At 70.7% G+C, this 15,799-nt stretch carries 14 protein-coding genes; 9 read left to right on the forward strand and 5 right to left on the reverse strand.

Annotated elements, in window-relative coordinates; translation table 11 throughout:
• Window positions 1-7 precede the first annotated feature (7 nt).
• The 3 genes from atpG (at window position 8) to HZU84_RS04315 (ending at window position 2,878) form a co-directional block, all read left to right on the forward strand.
• Window positions 8-892 carry a F0F1 ATP synthase subunit gamma gene (atpG, locus tag HZU84_RS04305; RefSeq protein WP_149502464.1) on the forward strand — a complete coding sequence of 295 codons (885 nt, stop codon included), beginning with the start codon at window positions 8-10 and terminating at the stop codon, window positions 890-892.
• A 49-nt stretch (window positions 893-941) separates the two neighbouring features.
• Window positions 942-2,354 carry a F0F1 ATP synthase subunit beta gene (atpD, locus tag HZU84_RS04310; RefSeq protein ID WP_149502465.1) on the forward strand — a complete coding sequence of 471 codons (1,413 nt, stop codon included), beginning with the start codon at window positions 942-944 and terminating at the stop codon, window positions 2,352-2,354.
• Window positions 2,355-2,461: 107 nt separating this feature from the next.
• Complete coding sequence (locus HZU84_RS04315; protein ID WP_149502466.1) at window positions 2,462-2,878, forward strand: F0F1 ATP synthase subunit epsilon; 417 nt, start codon at window positions 2,462-2,464, stop codon at window positions 2,876-2,878.
• Window positions 2,879-3,016: 138 nt separating this feature from the next.
• Here HZU84_RS04315 and HZU84_RS04320 read toward each other — a convergent pair whose 3' ends face one another.
• From HZU84_RS04320 to HZU84_RS04330, 3 genes are read right to left on the reverse strand one after another with little or no spacing between them, the layout of a single operon-like run.
• A complete protein-coding gene (locus HZU84_RS04320) occupies window positions 3,017-3,532 on the reverse strand; it encodes a TPM domain-containing protein (RefSeq protein WP_149502467.1) in 516 nt (171 codons plus the stop codon).
• Between the two features lie 21 nt (window positions 3,533-3,553).
• The gene (locus HZU84_RS04325; protein ID WP_149502468.1) at window positions 3,554-4,495 is read right to left on the reverse strand and encodes a TPM domain-containing protein; all 942 of its coding nucleotides are present in this window, start codon (window positions 4,493-4,495) and stop codon (window positions 3,554-3,556) included.
• A 7-nt stretch (window positions 4,496-4,502) separates the two neighbouring features.
• On the reverse strand, window positions 4,503-5,135 hold the full coding sequence (locus tag HZU84_RS04330) for a LemA family protein (protein ID WP_149502469.1): 633 nt from the start codon (window positions 5,133-5,135) through the stop codon (window positions 4,503-4,505).
• A 155-nt stretch (window positions 5,136-5,290) separates the two neighbouring features.
• Between HZU84_RS04330 and hemE the strand changes: the two genes are divergently transcribed.
• The 6 genes from hemE to HZU84_RS04360 all read left to right on the forward strand — a co-directional run bounded on the left by hemE (window position 5,291) and on the right by HZU84_RS04360 (window position 14,291).
• Window positions 5,291-6,373: a uroporphyrinogen decarboxylase gene (gene hemE / locus HZU84_RS04335; RefSeq protein WP_149502470.1), complete on the forward strand. Its 1,083-nt coding sequence runs from the start codon at window positions 5,291-5,293 to the stop codon at window positions 6,371-6,373.
• Between the two features lie 123 nt (window positions 6,374-6,496).
• Complete coding sequence (locus tag HZU84_RS04340) at window positions 6,497-8,608, forward strand: primosomal protein N' (protein WP_149502471.1); 2,112 nt, start codon at window positions 6,497-6,499, stop codon at window positions 8,606-8,608.
• Between the two features lie 350 nt (window positions 8,609-8,958).
• Window positions 8,959-10,194, forward strand: a complete 1,236-nt coding sequence (locus HZU84_RS04345) for a GNAT family N-acetyltransferase (RefSeq protein ID WP_180692788.1) — start codon at window positions 8,959-8,961, stop codon at window positions 10,192-10,194.
• Window positions 10,195-10,254: 60 nt separating this feature from the next.
• Window positions 10,255-11,556 carry a carboxylate--amine ligase gene (locus HZU84_RS04350; protein WP_149502473.1) on the forward strand — a complete coding sequence of 434 codons (1,302 nt, stop codon included), beginning with the start codon at window positions 10,255-10,257 and terminating at the stop codon, window positions 11,554-11,556.
• Window positions 11,553-12,863: an FAD-dependent monooxygenase gene (locus HZU84_RS04355; RefSeq protein ID WP_149502474.1), complete on the forward strand. Its 1,311-nt coding sequence runs from the start codon at window positions 11,553-11,555 to the stop codon at window positions 12,861-12,863. Before HZU84_RS04350 ends, HZU84_RS04355 begins: the two co-directional genes overlap by 4 nt.
• A gap of 156 nt (window positions 12,864-13,019) precedes the next feature.
• Window positions 13,020-14,291, forward strand: a complete 1,272-nt coding sequence (locus tag HZU84_RS04360; RefSeq protein WP_149502475.1) for a carboxylate--amine ligase — start codon at window positions 13,020-13,022, stop codon at window positions 14,289-14,291.
• 132 nt (window positions 14,292-14,423) lie between these two features.
• On the opposite strand, the gene HZU84_RS04365 is transcribed toward HZU84_RS04360, so the two are convergent.
• Entirely contained in the window at window positions 14,424-14,960 is a 537-nt protein-coding gene (locus HZU84_RS04365; RefSeq protein WP_149502476.1) for a DUF924 family protein, read from the reverse strand.
• Between the two features lie 13 nt (window positions 14,961-14,973).
• Complete coding sequence (locus tag HZU84_RS04370) at window positions 14,974-15,186, reverse strand: hypothetical protein (protein WP_149502477.1); 213 nt, start codon at window positions 15,184-15,186, stop codon at window positions 14,974-14,976.
• Window positions 15,187-15,799: the final 613 nt, after the last annotated feature.

Consider the following 15,799-nt stretch of genomic DNA (forward strand, 5'->3'; position numbering starts at 1 on the left):
CAGCGTCATGGCGGCAGGCAAGGAAATTCGCGGCAAGATCAAGAGCTTCGAAAACACGAAGAAGATCACCAAGGCCATGGAGATGGTCGCCGCGTCCAAGATGCGCAAGGCGCAGGATCGCATGCGTTCGGCTCGTCCGTACGCGGACAAGATCCGCATCATCACGGCCAACCTGTCGCAGGCGACGCCCGAGTACAAGCATCCGTTCGTGGTGAAGAACAGTGGCACGGGTCAGGTGGGCCTGATCGTCGTCGCGACCGACAAGGGTCTGTGCGGCGGTCTGAACACCAACGTGCTGCGCGTGGTCACCAACAAGATGCGCGAGCTCGAGGCGGCCGGTACCAAGGTCCAGGCTGTCGCGATCGGCAACAAGGGTCTCAGCTTCCTGAACCGGGTCGGTGCCAAGGTGGTCGCTCAGGCGACTCAGCTCGGCGACGTGCCCCACCTCGAGAAGCTGATCGGCCCGGTCAAGATCCTGCTGGACCAGTACGCCGAGGGCAAGCTCGACGCGGTCTATCTCTGCTACACCAACTTCATCAACACGATGAAGCAGGAGCCTCGCGTCGAGCAGCTCCTGCCGTTGTCGTCCGATCGCCTGTCGCAGTCCGAGGCCGAAAAGCAGGCCCACGGCTGGGACTACCTGTACGAGCCGGACGCCAAGCTGGTCATTGATGACCTGATGGTGCGCTACGCCGAGGCCCTGGTCTACCAGGCCGTCGCAGAGAACATGGCGTCCGAGCAGTCGGCGCGCATGGTGGCCATGAAGGCCGCCACCGACAACGCGGGCACGCTGATCGCCGACCTCAAGCTGGTCTACAACAAGACCCGCCAGGCCGGCATCACCAAGGAACTGTCCGAAATCGTCGGCGGCGCCGCGGCCCTGGGTGGCTGACGCGGGTCCGGGCGACAGACGCAACGAATCAAGATTGAAGGAACGAAAAATGGCGACTACTCAAGCAGTGGGCAAGATCGTTCAGTGCATCGGCGCCGTGGTGGACGTGGAGTTCCCGCGCAACCAGATGCCGAAGATCTACGACGCGCTGAAACTCGAAGGCAGCGCGCTGACGCTGGAAGTGCAGCAGCAGCTGGGTGACGGCGTGGTGCGCACCATCGCGCTGGGCTCGTCGGACGGTCTGCGTCGCGGCATCGAGGTGAAGAACACCGGTGCTCCGATCACCGTGCCGGTCGGCCCGGCCACGCTGGGCCGCATCATGGACGTGCTGGGCAGCCCGATCGACGAGCGCGGCCCGGTCTCGATGGAGCACTCCGCTTCCATCCACCGCAAGGCCCCGGCCTACGACGAGCTGAGCCCGTCGCAGGAGCTGCTGGAAACCGGCATCAAGGTGATCGACCTGATCTGCCCGTTCGCCAAGGGCGGCAAGGTGGGTCTGTTCGGTGGCGCCGGCGTCGGCAAGACCGTGAACATGATGGAACTCATCAACAACATCGCCAAGGCCCACAGCGGCCTGTCGGTGTTCGCTGGTGTGGGCGAGCGTACCCGCGAGGGCAACGACTTCTATCATGAAATGGCCGATTCCGGCGTCGTGAATCTGGAGAACCTGGGCGAGTCCAAGGTCGCCATGGTCTACGGCCAGATGAACGAGCCCCCGGGCAACCGTCTGCGCGTGGCGCTGACCGGTCTGACGATCGCGGAATCCTTCCGTGACGAAGGCCGTGACGTGCTGTTCTTCGTGGACAACATCTACCGCTACACCCTGGCCGGCACCGAAGTGTCCGCGCTGCTGGGCCGCATGCCGTCCGCGGTGGGCTACCAGCCGACGCTGGCCGAGGAAATGGGCCGTCTGCAGGAGCGGATCACGTCGACCAAGGTCGGCTCGATCACCTCGATCCAGGCCGTCTACGTTCCCGCGGATGACCTGACCGACCCGTCGCCGGCGACCACCTTCGGTCACCTGGACGCCACCGTCGTGCTGTCGCGTGACATCGCCGCGCTGGGCATCTACCCGGCCGTCGACCCGCTCGACTCGACCTCGCGCCAGATCGACCCGAACGTCATCGGCGAAGACCACTACGCGACGACCCGTTCGGTGCAGGGCATCCTGCAGCGCTACAAGGAACTGCGCGACATCATCGCGATCCTGGGCATGGACGAACTGGCGCCGGAAGACAAGCTGGCCGTGGCTCGCGCCCGGAAGATCCAGCGCTTCCTGTCGCAGCCCTTCCACGTCGCGGAAGTGTTCACCGGCTCGCCGGGCAAGTACGTGCCGCTGAAGGAAACCATCCGTGGCTTCAAGATGATCGTCGCCGGCGAGTGCGATCACCTGCCGGAGCAGGCCTTCTACATGGTCGGCACGATCGACGAGGCCTTCGAGAAGGCGAAGAAGATGCAGTGAGCCGGCTGACGGCCGCTGCCCGTGTCCGTGCCCGCCCCGTGCGGGTGGCTGCGGGCGGCGCCGCCACCTCCGTCTCCTGACTCTCTTCAAACCAACGAAGGAACACCATGGCAACGATCCACGTGGACGTCGTCTCGGCTGAACAGTCGATCTTCTCGGGCGAGGCGAAGTTCGTCGCGCTGCCGGGCGAGAACGGCGAGCTGGGCATCCTGCCCCGTCACACGCCGCTGATCACCCGCATCAAGCCGGGCGCGGTGCGCATCGAGCGCGCCGACAACGGCCAGGAAGAATTCGTGTTCGTGGCCGGCGGCATTCTCGAGGTGCAGCCCGACCGCGTGACCGTGCTGGCCGACACCGCGATCCGCGGTCATGACCTCGACGAGGCCAAGGCCCTGGAAGCCAAGCGCGTGGCCGAGGAAGCGATCAAGAACGCCAAGAGCGACATCGATCTGGCCCGCGCCCAGAGCGAGTTCGCGATGATGGCCGCCCAGATCGCCGCGATCCAGAAGCTGCGTCGCAAGTGACGTGACCGTGTGACCGCGTGACTGCCTGCGGCCTGCCGCAGGCGCGCACCGACCACGACGCACCCCAACGCCCGCGAAGGCCCAGGCCTCGCGGGCGTTGTCATTGGGGCTGTTGTCCGCTCCCGGGTCCGGGCCGGTTCAGCCGAGTTCGACCTGGTCCGGCAGCTCGTTGTCGCGCGTGCGGGCCGGGCTGGGGTCGGCGGGAAAATGCTGGCGCAGCCAGCCGTCGAGCGTGGCCACCGCGGTCTGCAGCGCCTGCTCGTGACGGCCCTCGTGCAGCGGGCCGCGCATCGCCTCGACCAGCGTCTGCCAGTCGGCCGGTGCGATCCGGCGGTGCAGCGCCCGGTCGGCCACCACCTCGATCGCCCGGTCGGCCAGCAGCAGATAGACCAGCACGCCGTTGTTGCGCTCGGTGTCCCAGACGCGCAGCTTGGCGAACATCGTCAGCGCCCGGTCGCGCGGGCTGGCCCGCCCGCGCAGATAGCGCCAGGGCAGCGCCGCCTCGACGCACAGGCGGATCTGGCCGTCATGGCCCTGTTCGCTGGCGGTGATGGCCTGCTGCAGCCGCTGCAGCGCGGTCGCATCGAGCGCGCGTTTCACCGCGCGCCGGCCGGTGGCGAGATGGCGCAGTGTGCGCAGGAGAGTGTGGGTCATGAGGTGTTCCTGTGCCTGCGCTCACCAGCCGCCCGAGGAGCCGCCCCCACCGAAGCTGCCGCCGCCGCCCGACGAGAAGCCGCCGCCCGAGGGCGAATCGCCGCCGCCCCAGCTCCCGCCGCCGCTGCTGCCCCCACCGAAGCCGCCGCCGAAGCTGCCGCCGCCACGGGCATCCGTCACCCGGATGATCGCCGAGCTGATCGCCATCAGCACCGCCACCCCGAAGCCCAGCACGCCCAGCGCAAGGATCGGAATCATCGCGCCGCCGCCCAGCGAGGCGCCGAGCAGCGCGCAGGCCCCGCCGCTGAGCAGCGGCCCGAGCAGCCGGCCGGCCAGGCTGACCAGCACCCGGGCGACGATCGGCACCACGAAGACGCCGGTGAGCACCCAGATCATGCCCTCGTCCTCGGTTGCGTCCGACACGCTGCCGTGCGAGCCGCTCTCGCCCCGGGTGTCGGGCGGCGGCAGCTTCTCGCCGCGGATCAGGCCGTCGATCTGGCTGACCGCCGCCGTGATGCCGCCGGCATAGTCGCCCTGGCGGAAGGCCGGCGCCATGCGCTCGCGAATGATGCGCCCGGCCACCACGTCGGGTACCGCGCCTTCCAGCGTCCGGGCCACCTCGATGCGCATGCGCCGGTCCTGCACCGCCACGACGATCAGCAGACCGTCGCCGATCTCGCGCCTGCCGATCTTCCACTGGTCGGCCACCCGGTGCGCATAGGCGGCGATGTCCTCGGGCTGGGTCGTGGCCACCGTCAGCACCACCAGCTGCGCGCCGGTCTCGCGCTCGATGCGCGCGAGCTGCTCGACCAGCGCGGCGCGGCCGCTGCCGAGCACGCCGGCCTGGTCGATCACCCGGTCCGACAGTGCCGGCACCGGCTGCAGCCCCTGGGCCGGTGCGCCCAGGGCCAGCAGCAGCAGGCATCCGGCCAGCCAGCGCAGGAAGCCGCGTGCGAGCCTCATGACCGGCTCAGCGCGACGCGGCCGCAGCCGGCTTGTCGAAGCTCACCGTCGGCGGCGCACTGATCTGCGCCTCGTTGGCGACCGTGAAGCTCGGCTTCACTTCGTAGCTGAAGACCATCGCGGTCAGGTTGCTGGGAAAGCTGCGCGCCAGGATGTTGTAGTCCTGCACTGCCTGGATGTAGCGGTTGCGCGCCACGGTGATGCGGTTCTCGGTGCCCTCGAGCTGCACGCGCAGATCCTGGAAGCCCTGGTTGGCCTTCAGGTTCGGGTAGTTCTCGGTGACGACCAGCAGGCGGCTCAGCGCGCCGGAGAGTTCGCCCTGCGCATCCTGGAAGCGCTTGAACGCGGCAGGGTCGTTGATCAGCTCCGGCGTGGCCTGGATCGAGGTGGCCTTCGCGCGCGCCTCGACCACCTTGGTCAGCGTCTCCTGCTCGAAGTTCGCCTCGCCCTTGACGGTGGCGACCAGGTTGGGCACCAGGTCGGCACGGCGCTGGTACTGGTTGAGCACCTCGGCCCAGCTCGACTTGACCTGCTCGTCCAGGCGCTGGAAGTCGTTGTAGCCGCAGCCCGACAGCACGGCGGCCAGGAGCAGGGCGGCGCCCAGGCGCAGCGATGGCCATGAAAAGAGGCTCAGGAACATCAGGGATCCCTCCGAAGGTGTCGTGACTGTGAAACTGTGTCAGGCTGCGTACTTCGACACAGATCAAGACCTGCCAAGACTAGCGCAAGCGGCTGAGGGCCGGATGACGGCCGACGGCAGGCGCATGTCAGGCGCACTTCTACAATCCCGCCACCATGCATGCCCCCCTCCTGAACGACAACTTCCTGCGCGCGCTGCGCCGCCAGCCCACCGACCACACGCCCGTCTGGCTGATGCGCCAGGCCGGACGCTATCTGCCGGAGTACCGCGCCACCCGCGCGCAGGCCGGCAGCTTCATGGGCCTGGCGACGAATGTCGACTACGCCACCGAGGTCACGCTGCAGCCGCTGGAGCGCTACCCGCTCGACGCGGCGATTCTGTTCTCCGACATCCTGACCGTGCCCGACGCGATGGGCCTGGGCCTGAGCTTCGCGCTCGGCGAGGGGCCGAAGTTCGCCAAGGTGGTCCGTGACGAGGCCGCGGTCGCGGACCTGACGGTTCCGGACATGGCGAAGCTGCAATATGTGTTCGATGCGGTGAGCTCGATCCGCAAGGCATTGGGTGGCCGCGTGCCGCTGATCGGCTTCTCCGGCAGCCCGTGGACGCTGGCCTGCTACATGGTCGAGGGCGGCGGCAGCGACGACTACCGTCTGGTCAAGTCGCTGATGTACCGCCGGCCGGACCTGATGCACCGCATCCTGGCGGTGAACGCCGATTCGGTCGCTGCCTACCTGAACGCCCAGATCGAGGCCGGCGCGCAGGCGGTGATGATCTTCGACAGCTGGGGCGGCGTGCTGGCCGACGGCGCCTTCCAGGAGTTCAGCCTGGCCTATACCCGACGCGTGCTGGCGCAGCTCAAGCGCGAGCACGACGGCGTGCAGATCCCGCGCATCGTCTTCACCAAGGGCGGCGGCCTGTGGCTGGACGAGATCGCCGCCAGCGACACCGACGCGGTGGGCCTGGACTGGACGGTCAACCTCGGCCGCGCCCGCGAGCAGGTCGGCCACAAGGTGGCGCTGCAGGGCAACCTGGATCCGAACGTGCTGTTCGGCACTCCGGAGGCGATCGAGCGCGAGGCGATCCGGGTGCTGGAGAGCTTCGGCCCGCATGCCGGCCATGTCTTCAACCTCGGCCACGGCATCAGCCAGCACACCCCGCCGGAGGCGGTCACCGTGCTGGTCGAGACGGTGCACCGCCACTCGCGCGCGATGCGCGCGGCCGCATCTGCCCGTTTTTGAGGCAATCTGTAGAAAGTCCTTGCGTGACAAGGACTTGAAGCAGCTCATCAGGACTTCTCTACAGAGTTATCCACAGCTTCAGTGGAAAGTGTCACGGATTATTCACAGCCCGGCCGGACGAGCGTGCGGCTGAAGGTGCTGGTGGATCTGCCGCGCCACAGCCCGCTCGATCCGCTGCTGGACTATCTGGCGCCCGAGCCCTGGCCGGCGGGCACGCTGGTGCGGGTGCCGCTGGGCCGGCGCGAGGTCTGCGGCATCGTCTGGGGCCCGGGCGACGAGGCGGCCCGTCCGGACGGCGAGGGCGCGGCGGTCGCGCTGCGCGAGATCGCCCAGGTGCTGGACGCGCTGCCGCCGCTGGGCGAGGCCTGGCGCCGGCTGGCGGCCTTCGCGGCCGGCTACTACCAGCGCAGCCTCGGCGAGGTGGCGCTGAGCGCGCTGCCGCCGGACCTGCGCGAGCTGGACGCCACGCAGCTCGCGCGCCGGCTGCGCCGCGGCGACAAGCTCGACCGGGAAGCCGCAAAGGCCGCACCGTCCCCGTCGGCCGATCCTGCCGCCGCCGCTCCGCTGCCCGAGCCCTCCGACGAGCAGCGCGAGGTGCTGGCGCAGCTCGCGGCGATGCCGCCCGGGCCGGTGCTGCTGTTCGGTGCCACCGGCAGCGGCAAGACCGAGGTCTATCTGCGCGAGGCCGCGCGGGTGTTCGAGGCCGGCGGCCAGGTGCTGGTGCTGGTGCCGGAGATCAACCTGACGCCGCAGCTGGAGGCGCGCCTGGCCGCACGCTTTCCCGGCCGGCGCCTGGTGTCGCTGCACAGCGGCCTGACACCGGCGCAGCGGCTGCAGGGCTGGCTGGCGGCGCATCGGGGGCGCGCCGATCTGGTGCTGGGCACCCGCATGGCGATCTTCGCCTCGCTGCCGCGCCTGGGCCTGATCGTGATCGACGAGGAGCACGATCCGTCCTACAAGCAGCAGGAGGGCGCGCGCTACTCGGCCCGCGACCTGGCGGTCTGGCGCGGCCGATCCGAGGGGGTACCGGTGCTGCTGGGCTCGGCCACGCCCTCGCTGGAGAGCTGGCACAACGCGCTGCCGGCGGCCGAGGGCGGGGCAGGGCGCTACCGCCGCCTGGACATGCCCGCGCGCATCGGCGGCGGCGCGCTGCCGCGGGTGCGCACCGTCGACCTGGCGCGCATCGCCGCGCAGTTCGGCAAGCGGGCGGTCTACAGCCAGCCGCTGGCGCCGCCCCTGGTCGAGGCGATGCGCGAGCGCCTGGAGCGCGGCGAGCAGAGCCTGGTGCTGCTGAACCGCCGCGGCTATGCGCCGGTGCTGCACTGCACCTCCTGCGGCTGGAAGAGCGACTGCGCGCACTGCAGCGCCTGGCGGGTCTTCCACCGCAGCGACCGCACGCTGCGCTGTCACCACTGCGGCTTCTCCGAGCGCGTGCCCTTCGCCTGCCCGAGCTGCGGCGATCCGGACCTGCAGCCGATGGGCCGCGGCACCGAGCGGCTCGAGGAGCAGATCGCCGAGCTGCTGCCGGGGGCGCGCATCGGCCGCATCGACGCCGACACCACCCGCCACAAGGGCAGCCTGGAGAGCCAGCTTGCGCAGGTGCACGACGGCGAGATCGATGTGCTGGTCGGCACGCAGATGGTCGCCAAAGGCCACGACTTCCGCCGCATGACGCTGGTGGCGGCGGTGCAGGCCGACGCGGCGCTGTTCTCCAGCGACTTCCGCGCGCCCGAGCGGCTGTTCGCGCTGCTGATGCAGGCCGGCGGGCGCGCCGGGCGCGACGCCGAGCTGGCCGGGCGCAGCGAGATCTGGCTGCAGACCTGGCATGCGGCGCATCCGCTCTATGCGGCGCTGCGCCGGCATGACTATCCGGCCTTCGCCGCCGCGCAGCTGCTCGAGCGCGAATCGGCGGCGATGCCGCCCTACGCCTTCCAGGCCCTGCTGCGCGCCGAGGCCCGCAGCCAGCAGGCCGCCTGCGACTTTCTCGAGACGGTGTCGGCCGCGACGCTGGACTGGCCCGAGGCGGCCGAGGTGCTGATCTTCCCGCCGGTGCCCGCACCCATCCAGCGGGTCGCCGATGTCGAGCGCGCGCAGATGCTGCTCGAGGCCTCGTCACGCCAGGCGCTGCACCGGCTGCTGGCGCGCTGGCAGCCGGTCTTGCAGCAGGCGGCTGCGCGCACCGGCGAGGCCCGGGTGCTGCGCTGGGCGCTCGATGTGGATCCGCTGGCGATCTGAGCACGGGCCACTGGCGAGCCGAGTTCTCGCCGAGTCGTGATGATTTGCCACAGTTGTCAACCGTCTTCAGTCTGGCTTAAGCTTTCGGCAACGCATGGGTTACAGACACTTACTTGCGGGGGGTGGACGTGCATCCGATCCCGCAGATCTGGAGTACAACCCTCGTCTGCCAGCCCAGGCGCATGGGCAAGCCCCATGCCTGCGGGGGCGGAAGCTGTACAGAGGGGGGAGTCGTGGGATCGATCGACAAGAGCAGCGCCAGTCATCATCAGTCGCCTCAGGGGGGCGCATCATCGGTACAGCGCACGCGTGCAGCGGGTCTGGCCCAGGTTGTGGAGGACAGATCGAGCATGCGCGCAGAACATCTCGAGGTGCGCTGGCGCCGGCCTGAAGAGCTGGACGCGCGTGAGCTGCAGGCCTGGACCGGGCTGGAGTCGCGTGCGGCCGAGCCGAACGTCTATCTGTCGCCGCACTTCGTGCTGCCGGCGCTGCGGCATCTCGATGCCAGCCTGCGGCCGGTGATTGCCTGGATCGAGGCCGGCACCGGGGCGGCGCGCGAGCTGGTCGGCGTCGGCGTGTTCCGGCGCAGTCCGGGCAGCCGCAGCTTTCCGTGGCCGCATCTGAGTGCCTACCTGTCCTGCCACAGCTTCCTGGGCGGGCTGCTGCTCGAGGCCGAGCGGCTGGACGTGGCGGTTGCCGCGCTGATGCGCACCATCGGCGGCCTGTCGCCCTGGCAGGGTCTGGTGCTGCCGAAGACCGACTGCGACGGCCCGCTGGCGCGCGCGCTGGCTCGCCAGACCGACCGACGCGGCCTGTCGATGCTGAGCCTGGGCCCGCAGGAGCGCGCGATGCTCGACATGAGCCGCTGCGGCGAGGACATGCTGCGCGAGCTGCTCGGCAAGAAGCTCAACGAGATCAACCGCTGCCGGCGCCGGCTGGCCGAGATGGGCGAGCTGAGCTGGCACTGCCTCGGCCAGGGCGAGCCGCTGCCGGCGTCGGCGGTGGAGAACTTCCTGCATCTGGAGCATCAGGGCTGGAAGGGCGAGTCGGGCACCTCGGTGCGTGCGGTGCCGGCCGAGGAGGCCTTCTTCCGCGAGATGGTGGCGCGCTTCGACGCCGAGGGCCGTGCGCTGTTCACCGAGCTGCGGCTCGACGGCCGCGCGATCGCCTCGACCTGCAACTTCATCTCCGGCACGATGGGCTTTGCCTTCAAGGTGGGCTGGGATCCGGAGCTGCGCAAGTTCGGCCCCGGCATGCTCAACGAGATCGAGTTCATCCGCCAGGGCCGCGAGCGCTGCCCGCAGCTGACGATGTTCGAGAGCGGGGCCTCGTCCGACTCCTTCATCAGCAAGCTCTGGCCGGGCCGGCGCGAGCTGGGCGCGCTGCTGGTGCCGGGCAACCGGGTCGCCGGTGCGGCGATGCTGGCGGCCGAGCGGCTGCGCCAGTCGCGCCGCCGTGTGGCCGAGACGACCGATGCCGGTGCAGCCGAGGGCCTGTCCGAAAGTCGTGGAACCTCGGAACCTGCCTCGGTACCTGGCCGTACATCTGCAGGTAGCGTGACCCAGGTCACGTCGACCTCGACCTGAAGCCAGTCCGGTCCGCCGCTTTTGCAAAGGACAATCCGGAGCATCTGAACGGAGCTCCGGATGTCCCGCCCCTTTCCTGCCGCCGCTTTCCTGCCGTCTGCCGGCCTGCGTCCGTGCGTCGTGCTGTCCTGCATCGGGGCCAGCGAGGGCGACATGAATCTGGTGCGCTCGCTCGGTCTGGCCGGGGTGCCGGCCATCCTGGTGGCGGAGTACGCCGAGCCGCCGGCACGCCTGTCGCGCCACTGCAGCGACTTTGTCCAGGTGCCGCTGTTCTCCGAGCAGCCCGAGGCGCTGCTGCAGGCGCTGCGCAGGCTGGCGGCGCGCCATGGCGGGCCGCTGCCGGTGCTGGCCTCGGCCGATCCGGATCTCGAGGTGCTGGCCCGGCTGCTGGCCCAGGGCGCGTCGGACTGCATCGTCTCGACCCTGCCCGATCCGGACCTGGTGCGCCGGCTGATGGACAAGACCGAGTTCGACCGCCTGGCCGCCGCGCACCGGCTGCCGGTGCCGCGCACCTTCGCGCCGACCTCGCTGGCCGAGGCACGTGATGCCGCCGAGCGGCTGCGCTTTCCGGCCATCGTCAAGCCGGCCACGCCGCAGGCCTGGTGCCAGTCGCCGGGGCTGCCCGATGCGGTGCGTCGGGCCAAGGCGCTGCGGGTCGACCATGTCGACGAGCTGATGGCGCTGTGTGCGCAGCTGCTGCCGCTGGGGGCGACCTCGCTGGTGCAGGAGTTCATCGAGGGCCCGGACGAGGAGCATTTCGATGTGCATGCCTTCATCGGCCGCGATGGCCGGGCGCAGGCGGTGTTCAGCGGCCGCAAGTGGCGCATCTGGCCGCCGCATGCCGGCAGCGGCTGCCTGGTCGAGAGCCTGAACGAGCCGCGGCTGGAGGCGCTGGCGCTCGACATCCTGGCGCGCATCGGCTATCGCGGCATCGCCAACATGAACTTCAAGCGCGACTGCCGCACCGGCGAGTTCCTGCTGCTGGAGATCAATCCGCGTGTCAGCCAGTGGGGCATCCTGACCACCCGCTGCGGCGTCAACCTGCCGTGGCTGGCCTGGCGCGATGCGCAGGGCCTGCCGGCGCCCGATCGGGCGCCGCCGGTCCGCGCCGGGCGCTGGTATGTCAACGGGCTGAAGGATCTGCGGGCGGTGCGCCAGTACCGTGCCGAGGGCCTGACCCGCTGGAGCGACTACCTGCGCTCGCTGCTGCGCTGGCCGCTGGTCTGCCAGACGCTGAGCCTGGACGATCCGCGCCCGGCCCTGGTGCTGACGTCGCGCTGGATCGCGAGGAAAATGAAGGCTTCACGCCAGTCGCCGCGGCGGCGGCCGGCCGAAGACCCTCAGACGCCTCGGCACCCATGACCACTTCGACGACCGGCTCGCCTTTGTCCGCCCCCGCGGCTTCTCCTGCGTCCCTGCATCTGGCCGTGATCGGGGCCGGCCCGGTCGGGCTGGCGCTGGCGCTGCATGCGGCGCGGCGCCTGCCGCAGGCGCGCATCTGCGTGCACGACCGCCTGCCCGCCACCCATGATGTGACCGCCGACCCGCGCACGCTGGCGCTGTCGCAGGGCAGCGTGGTCGAGCTGCGCCGGCTCGGCGTCTGGGACGCCATGGCTGAGCAGGCCGAGCCGATCCGCTGCGTGCATGTCTCGCAGCAGCAGCCCGGGCTGATGGAGCTGCTCGGGCGCGGCGCGGCGCCGGCGCTGCGCATCCGCGCCGAGGACGAGCGCGTCGAGCAGCTCGGCGCGGTCATTCGCTACGGCCGGCTGGTCGCGCCGATGCGCGCGGCCTGGCTGGCGGCCTGCGCGCGCGAGCCGCAGCGCCTGTCCGCGCCGTGGGGCCGGCCGGTGCTGGACGTGCGCACCGTGCCGGCCGGCGTCGAGGTCGATCTGGCCACCGAGCTGCCCGGCGAGGGCGCGGACCCCTGCGGCGAGCGCGGCCGGCTGGTCGAGACACACCATCTGGCGGTCATCGCCGAGGGCGGCGTCTACACCGAGCAGGCGCGCCGCGCCGTCACCCGCGACTACCGCCAGAGCGCCTGGGTCGGCACCGTCGAGGTCGAGGGCGGCGAGCCCGGCTGTGCCTACGAGCGCTTCACGCCGCAGGGGCCGGTGGCGCTGCTGCCGCTGCCCGGCCTGATCGAGCGCCCGGGGCAGGCGACGCGGCGGCGCTTCTCGCTGGTCTGGTGCGTCGACAGCGGCGACGATCCGGTCGCCGGGCTGAGCGATGCGCAGCGGCTGGCGGTGCTGACGCATCTGCTGCCGGTCGAGGTCGGGCGGCTGGCGGGCATCGGGCCGCTGAAGTGCTTCCCGCTCGGGCTCAATGCCGAGCGCACCCTGGTGCGCGGCCGCACGGTGCGCATCGGCAACGCGGCGCAGACGCTGCACCCGGTCGCCGGCCAGGGCCTGAACCTGGGCCTGCGCGACGCGCACGAGCTGGTGCGCCGTCTGGCCGCCAGCGACGATGTCGACCAGGCGCTGCGCCGGGTCGAGTGGCAGCGTGCGCCCGACCGCTGGGCGATGATCGCCGCCACCGACTTCCTCGCCCGCAGCTTCACCTGGAACCTGCCGGGGCTGGGCACGCTGCGCGGCTCGGCGCTGGCGGCGCTGGAGCAGGCCGGGCCGCTGAAGTCGCTGCTGGCGCGGCGCATGATGTTCGGGCAGCGCTGAGCCGGTGCCGGCCGGCATGCGCCGTGCGTGCAAATGCACCGCCGCGCGCCGGTGCCTCGCCGCCGACCCCGTTTCAGGGGGACGACGCCGGACCGCACGACGGCGACCATTACGCCGTATTTCTTTCATTTCAAGCGCCAGCTCGTGCGACCGGCCATGATCTCGTCCAGCCCGACTTCCTCGTCCTCGCCTGCTCCTCTGCCTGCCGTCGTGCTGGCCTGCAGGGGCGCGCCCGGTGCCGACCTGAACCTGGTGCGCGCGCTGGGGCGTGACGGCGTGCCGGTGATCGTGGTCGGCGAGTACCCGTTTCCGCCCTCCGGCTACTCGCGGCATTGCATCGAGTTCATCTGCGCGCGCGACTTCACGCTGCATCCGCAGCGGCTGCTGAAGGTGCTGCGCGAGCTGCGCATGCGCCACGGCCAGGCGCTGCCGGTGTTCGCCTCGGCCGATCCGGACCTGCGGGTGATGGCCGAGCTGCATGCCGAGCTGGTCGGCACCGCGCTGTGGCTGTCGTCCTCGCCCGACATGATCGCGCGGCTGCAGGACCAGCGCCGCTTCGCCGAGCTGGCGCGCCAGCATGATCTGCCGGTGCCGGCGCTGCATGCGCCGCGCACGCTCGAGGAGGTCGAGGCGCTGGGCCGCACGCTGGCCTATCCGGTGCTGGTCAAGCCGGCGCGGGCCGGCTGCTGGCACCGGCCGGGCATCGATCCGGCGCTGTCGCGCTGCCGCGCGGTGCAGGTCGAGGATGCGCAGGCGCTGATGCGGCTGTGCTGCCAGCTCGCGCCGCACGGGCTGGAGCTGGTGATCCAGGACCGGGTGCCCGGCGATGTCGACCAGCAGTGGACGGTGCATGCCTGCATCGCGCGCGGCGGCACGCCGGTGGCGCTGGCGACCACCCGCACGCTGCGCAACTGGCCGGCCGATTTCGGCCCCGCCTGCCATCTGGAAACGGTGGCGATGCCCGCGCTGGAGGCCGAGGCCCGCGCGATGCTGCAGCGCCTGAAGCTGCGCGGCATGGTGTCGATGAACTTCCGCCGCGACCCGCGCACCGGCCGGATGTGGCTGCTGGAGATCAACCCGCGCGCCAGCGGCGCGAGCCTGTTGCTGGCACGCGCCGGGCTGAACCTGCCGGCACGGGTGCACCGCGAGGTCTGCGGCCGCCCGCCGCTGCCCGAAACTCCCTGGCGCACGGGGCTGCGCTACCGCCACGGCCGCGCCGACCTGCGCGCCTTTCTCGTGCGCCGCCGCCAGGGCCGCGAGCCGCTGCTGCGCGGACTGCTGTCGATGCTGCACCCGCGCACCGTCTTCCGCGCCTTCGACCCCGCCGACATGGGCCCGCCGGTGCAGATGACGCTCGACTGGCTGCTGGGCAAGCTGCGCGGCAGCGGACGCTGGGTGTGGAGCCGGCTGGGGCCGGGCGCGGCCTGACGCCGGACGCCCGCCCCCCCTCGTCATCCTCGCGCAGGCGAGGACCCACCCCCGCCACAGGATCGGATCCACCTGCTCCCGCGTGGGTGCCCGCCTTCGCGGGCATGACGGGTCGCAGGAGCCGCGCACCCCCTAGAAGCTCGACCCCGGCTGCTGCAGGAACGCCAGCTCCTCCGCGCTGGAGGTGCGGCCGAGAATGGCGTTGCGGTGCGGATAGCGGCCGAAGCGGTCGATGATGGCCTTGTGCTGCAGTTCGGCCTGGTGATTGGCCTGCGGCGCCTGCGTGCGGAACAGCCGCTCGGCGTCCTGGTGGATGCGGGCCGATTCGCTGTGCATGTAGGGCATGTACAGGAAGGCGCGGCGCTCGACGGGCAGCGCCCGGTCCGCGCCGGCGCGCACCGCCTCCTGCGCCAGGGACAGCGCCATCGGGTCGCAGGCGAAGGCCAGCGGCGTGCCGCGGTGGATGTTCCGGGAGAACTGGTCCAGCACGATGATCTCGGCCAGCCGCCCGTCCGGCTGATCGCGCCACGCGGCCAGCTCGCCCGCGTGGGCGGCCTGATGCAGCGCGCCGAACTGCGTGCGGATGCGCTCGTCCAGCGCAGCGTCGACGCGCCACCACTGCGCGGGCTGCAGCTCCTCGAACCAGAACGACAGAATGGTGCTGTGCATGGCGGGCCCGTTCCTAGCGTTTCTTGCGGTGAGCCGATTTTGCCGTCAGGCCCATGGCCTGGGTCCAGAACGAGAAGAGGCTGTTGCCGGCCTGGGCCGCGGCCGCGCTGGCGTTGCGCCGGGCCTGACGGGTCGCCTGCCCCCGCGCGGTGTTCGCCACGCTGTTGGCGGCGCTGAGCCACATGCTCATGAACGGGTTCTTCTTCAGCCAGGGATTGGACGACATGGCAGGTTCCTCGTGCGGGCCGCGTGACGACCTCGGGTTGACGATCTCTCGGGCGCACCTCGGGTGCGTCGCCCAAGTCTCGCTTCGCCGAGGTGTCGGCGCGATCGGCGGGCGTCCGGTTTGCGCGTAGGCCGGAACGCTATGGGCTGGCCGTGGCGCGATCCATCAGCACGAACGACGCGCCCGCCGACGCCATTGCGCTCAGGCAAAAGTCGCAACACCGGCCCGATTGTCACCAGCGCCAACCCCGCCAGCAGCGGCCAGGCGACCATTTGCCACGCGGCCACCGCCAGCGTAAGCTTCCCCGTCACCCAGCAGGCCATGTCCAATGCATGGCTCAAGGAGCAGGGTTTGCTCAGCGTCAAGGACTTGTGGTGCAAGGCCCAGGGGTATTCGGCTTGACATCGAAATAGACTTCGTCGTGCGAGCCAACTTGTTGAACCGCCCACTGCGGACCCGCACGGTGGGTGGTGTGGGGGCTGGGAGGGCTCTGTTGCACAAAGCGAGCGTCCGAGCGCTCGTAGACTGACGCGGTGAGCGAAGCCAAGAAGAAGCGGACGAAGTACCGCACGACGAACTGGAAGGCCTACAACGCGGCGCTGAAGGCGCGGGG

Origin of the sequence: Sphaerotilus sulfidivorans, from assembly GCF_013426975.1 — a bacterium.
GTDB classification, from domain to species: Bacteria; Pseudomonadota; Gammaproteobacteria; order Burkholderiales; family Burkholderiaceae_C; genus Sphaerotilus; species Sphaerotilus sulfidivorans.

Coding starts and splice junctions, on each gene's coding strand:
- HZU84_RS04370 (WP_149502477.1), bottom strand. CDS start 15,186: ATGTCGTCCAATCCCTGGCTGAAGAAGAACCCGTTCATGAGCATGTGG.
- HZU84_RS04350 (WP_149502473.1), top strand. CDS start 10,255: ATGTCCCGCCCCTTTCCTGCCGCCGCTTTCCTGCCGTCTGCCGGCCTG.
- HZU84_RS04355 (WP_149502474.1), top strand. CDS start 11,553: ATGACCACTTCGACGACCGGCTCGCCTTTGTCCGCCCCCGCGGCTTCT.
- atpG (WP_149502464.1), top strand. CDS start 8: ATGGCGGCAGGCAAGGAAATTCGCGGCAAGATCAAGAGCTTCGAAAAC.
- HZU84_RS04320 (WP_149502467.1), bottom strand. CDS start 3,532: ATGACCCACACTCTCCTGCGCACACTGCGCCATCTCGCCACCGGCCGG.
- HZU84_RS04365 (WP_149502476.1), bottom strand. CDS start 14,960: ATGCACAGCACCATTCTGTCGTTCTGGTTCGAGGAGCTGCAGCCCGCG.
- HZU84_RS04315 (WP_149502466.1), top strand. CDS start 2,462: ATGGCAACGATCCACGTGGACGTCGTCTCGGCTGAACAGTCGATCTTC.
- hemE (WP_149502470.1), top strand. CDS start 5,291: ATGCATGCCCCCCTCCTGAACGACAACTTCCTGCGCGCGCTGCGCCGC.
- HZU84_RS04325 (WP_149502468.1), bottom strand. CDS start 4,495: ATGAGGCTCGCACGCGGCTTCCTGCGCTGGCTGGCCGGATGCCTGCTG.
- HZU84_RS04345 (WP_180692788.1), top strand. CDS start 8,959: ATGCGCGCAGAACATCTCGAGGTGCGCTGGCGCCGGCCTGAAGAGCTG.
- HZU84_RS04330 (WP_149502469.1), bottom strand. CDS start 5,135: ATGTTCCTGAGCCTCTTTTCATGGCCATCGCTGCGCCTGGGCGCCGCC.
- atpD (WP_149502465.1), top strand. CDS start 942: ATGGCGACTACTCAAGCAGTGGGCAAGATCGTTCAGTGCATCGGCGCC.
- HZU84_RS04360 (WP_149502475.1), top strand. CDS start 13,020: ATGATCTCGTCCAGCCCGACTTCCTCGTCCTCGCCTGCTCCTCTGCCT.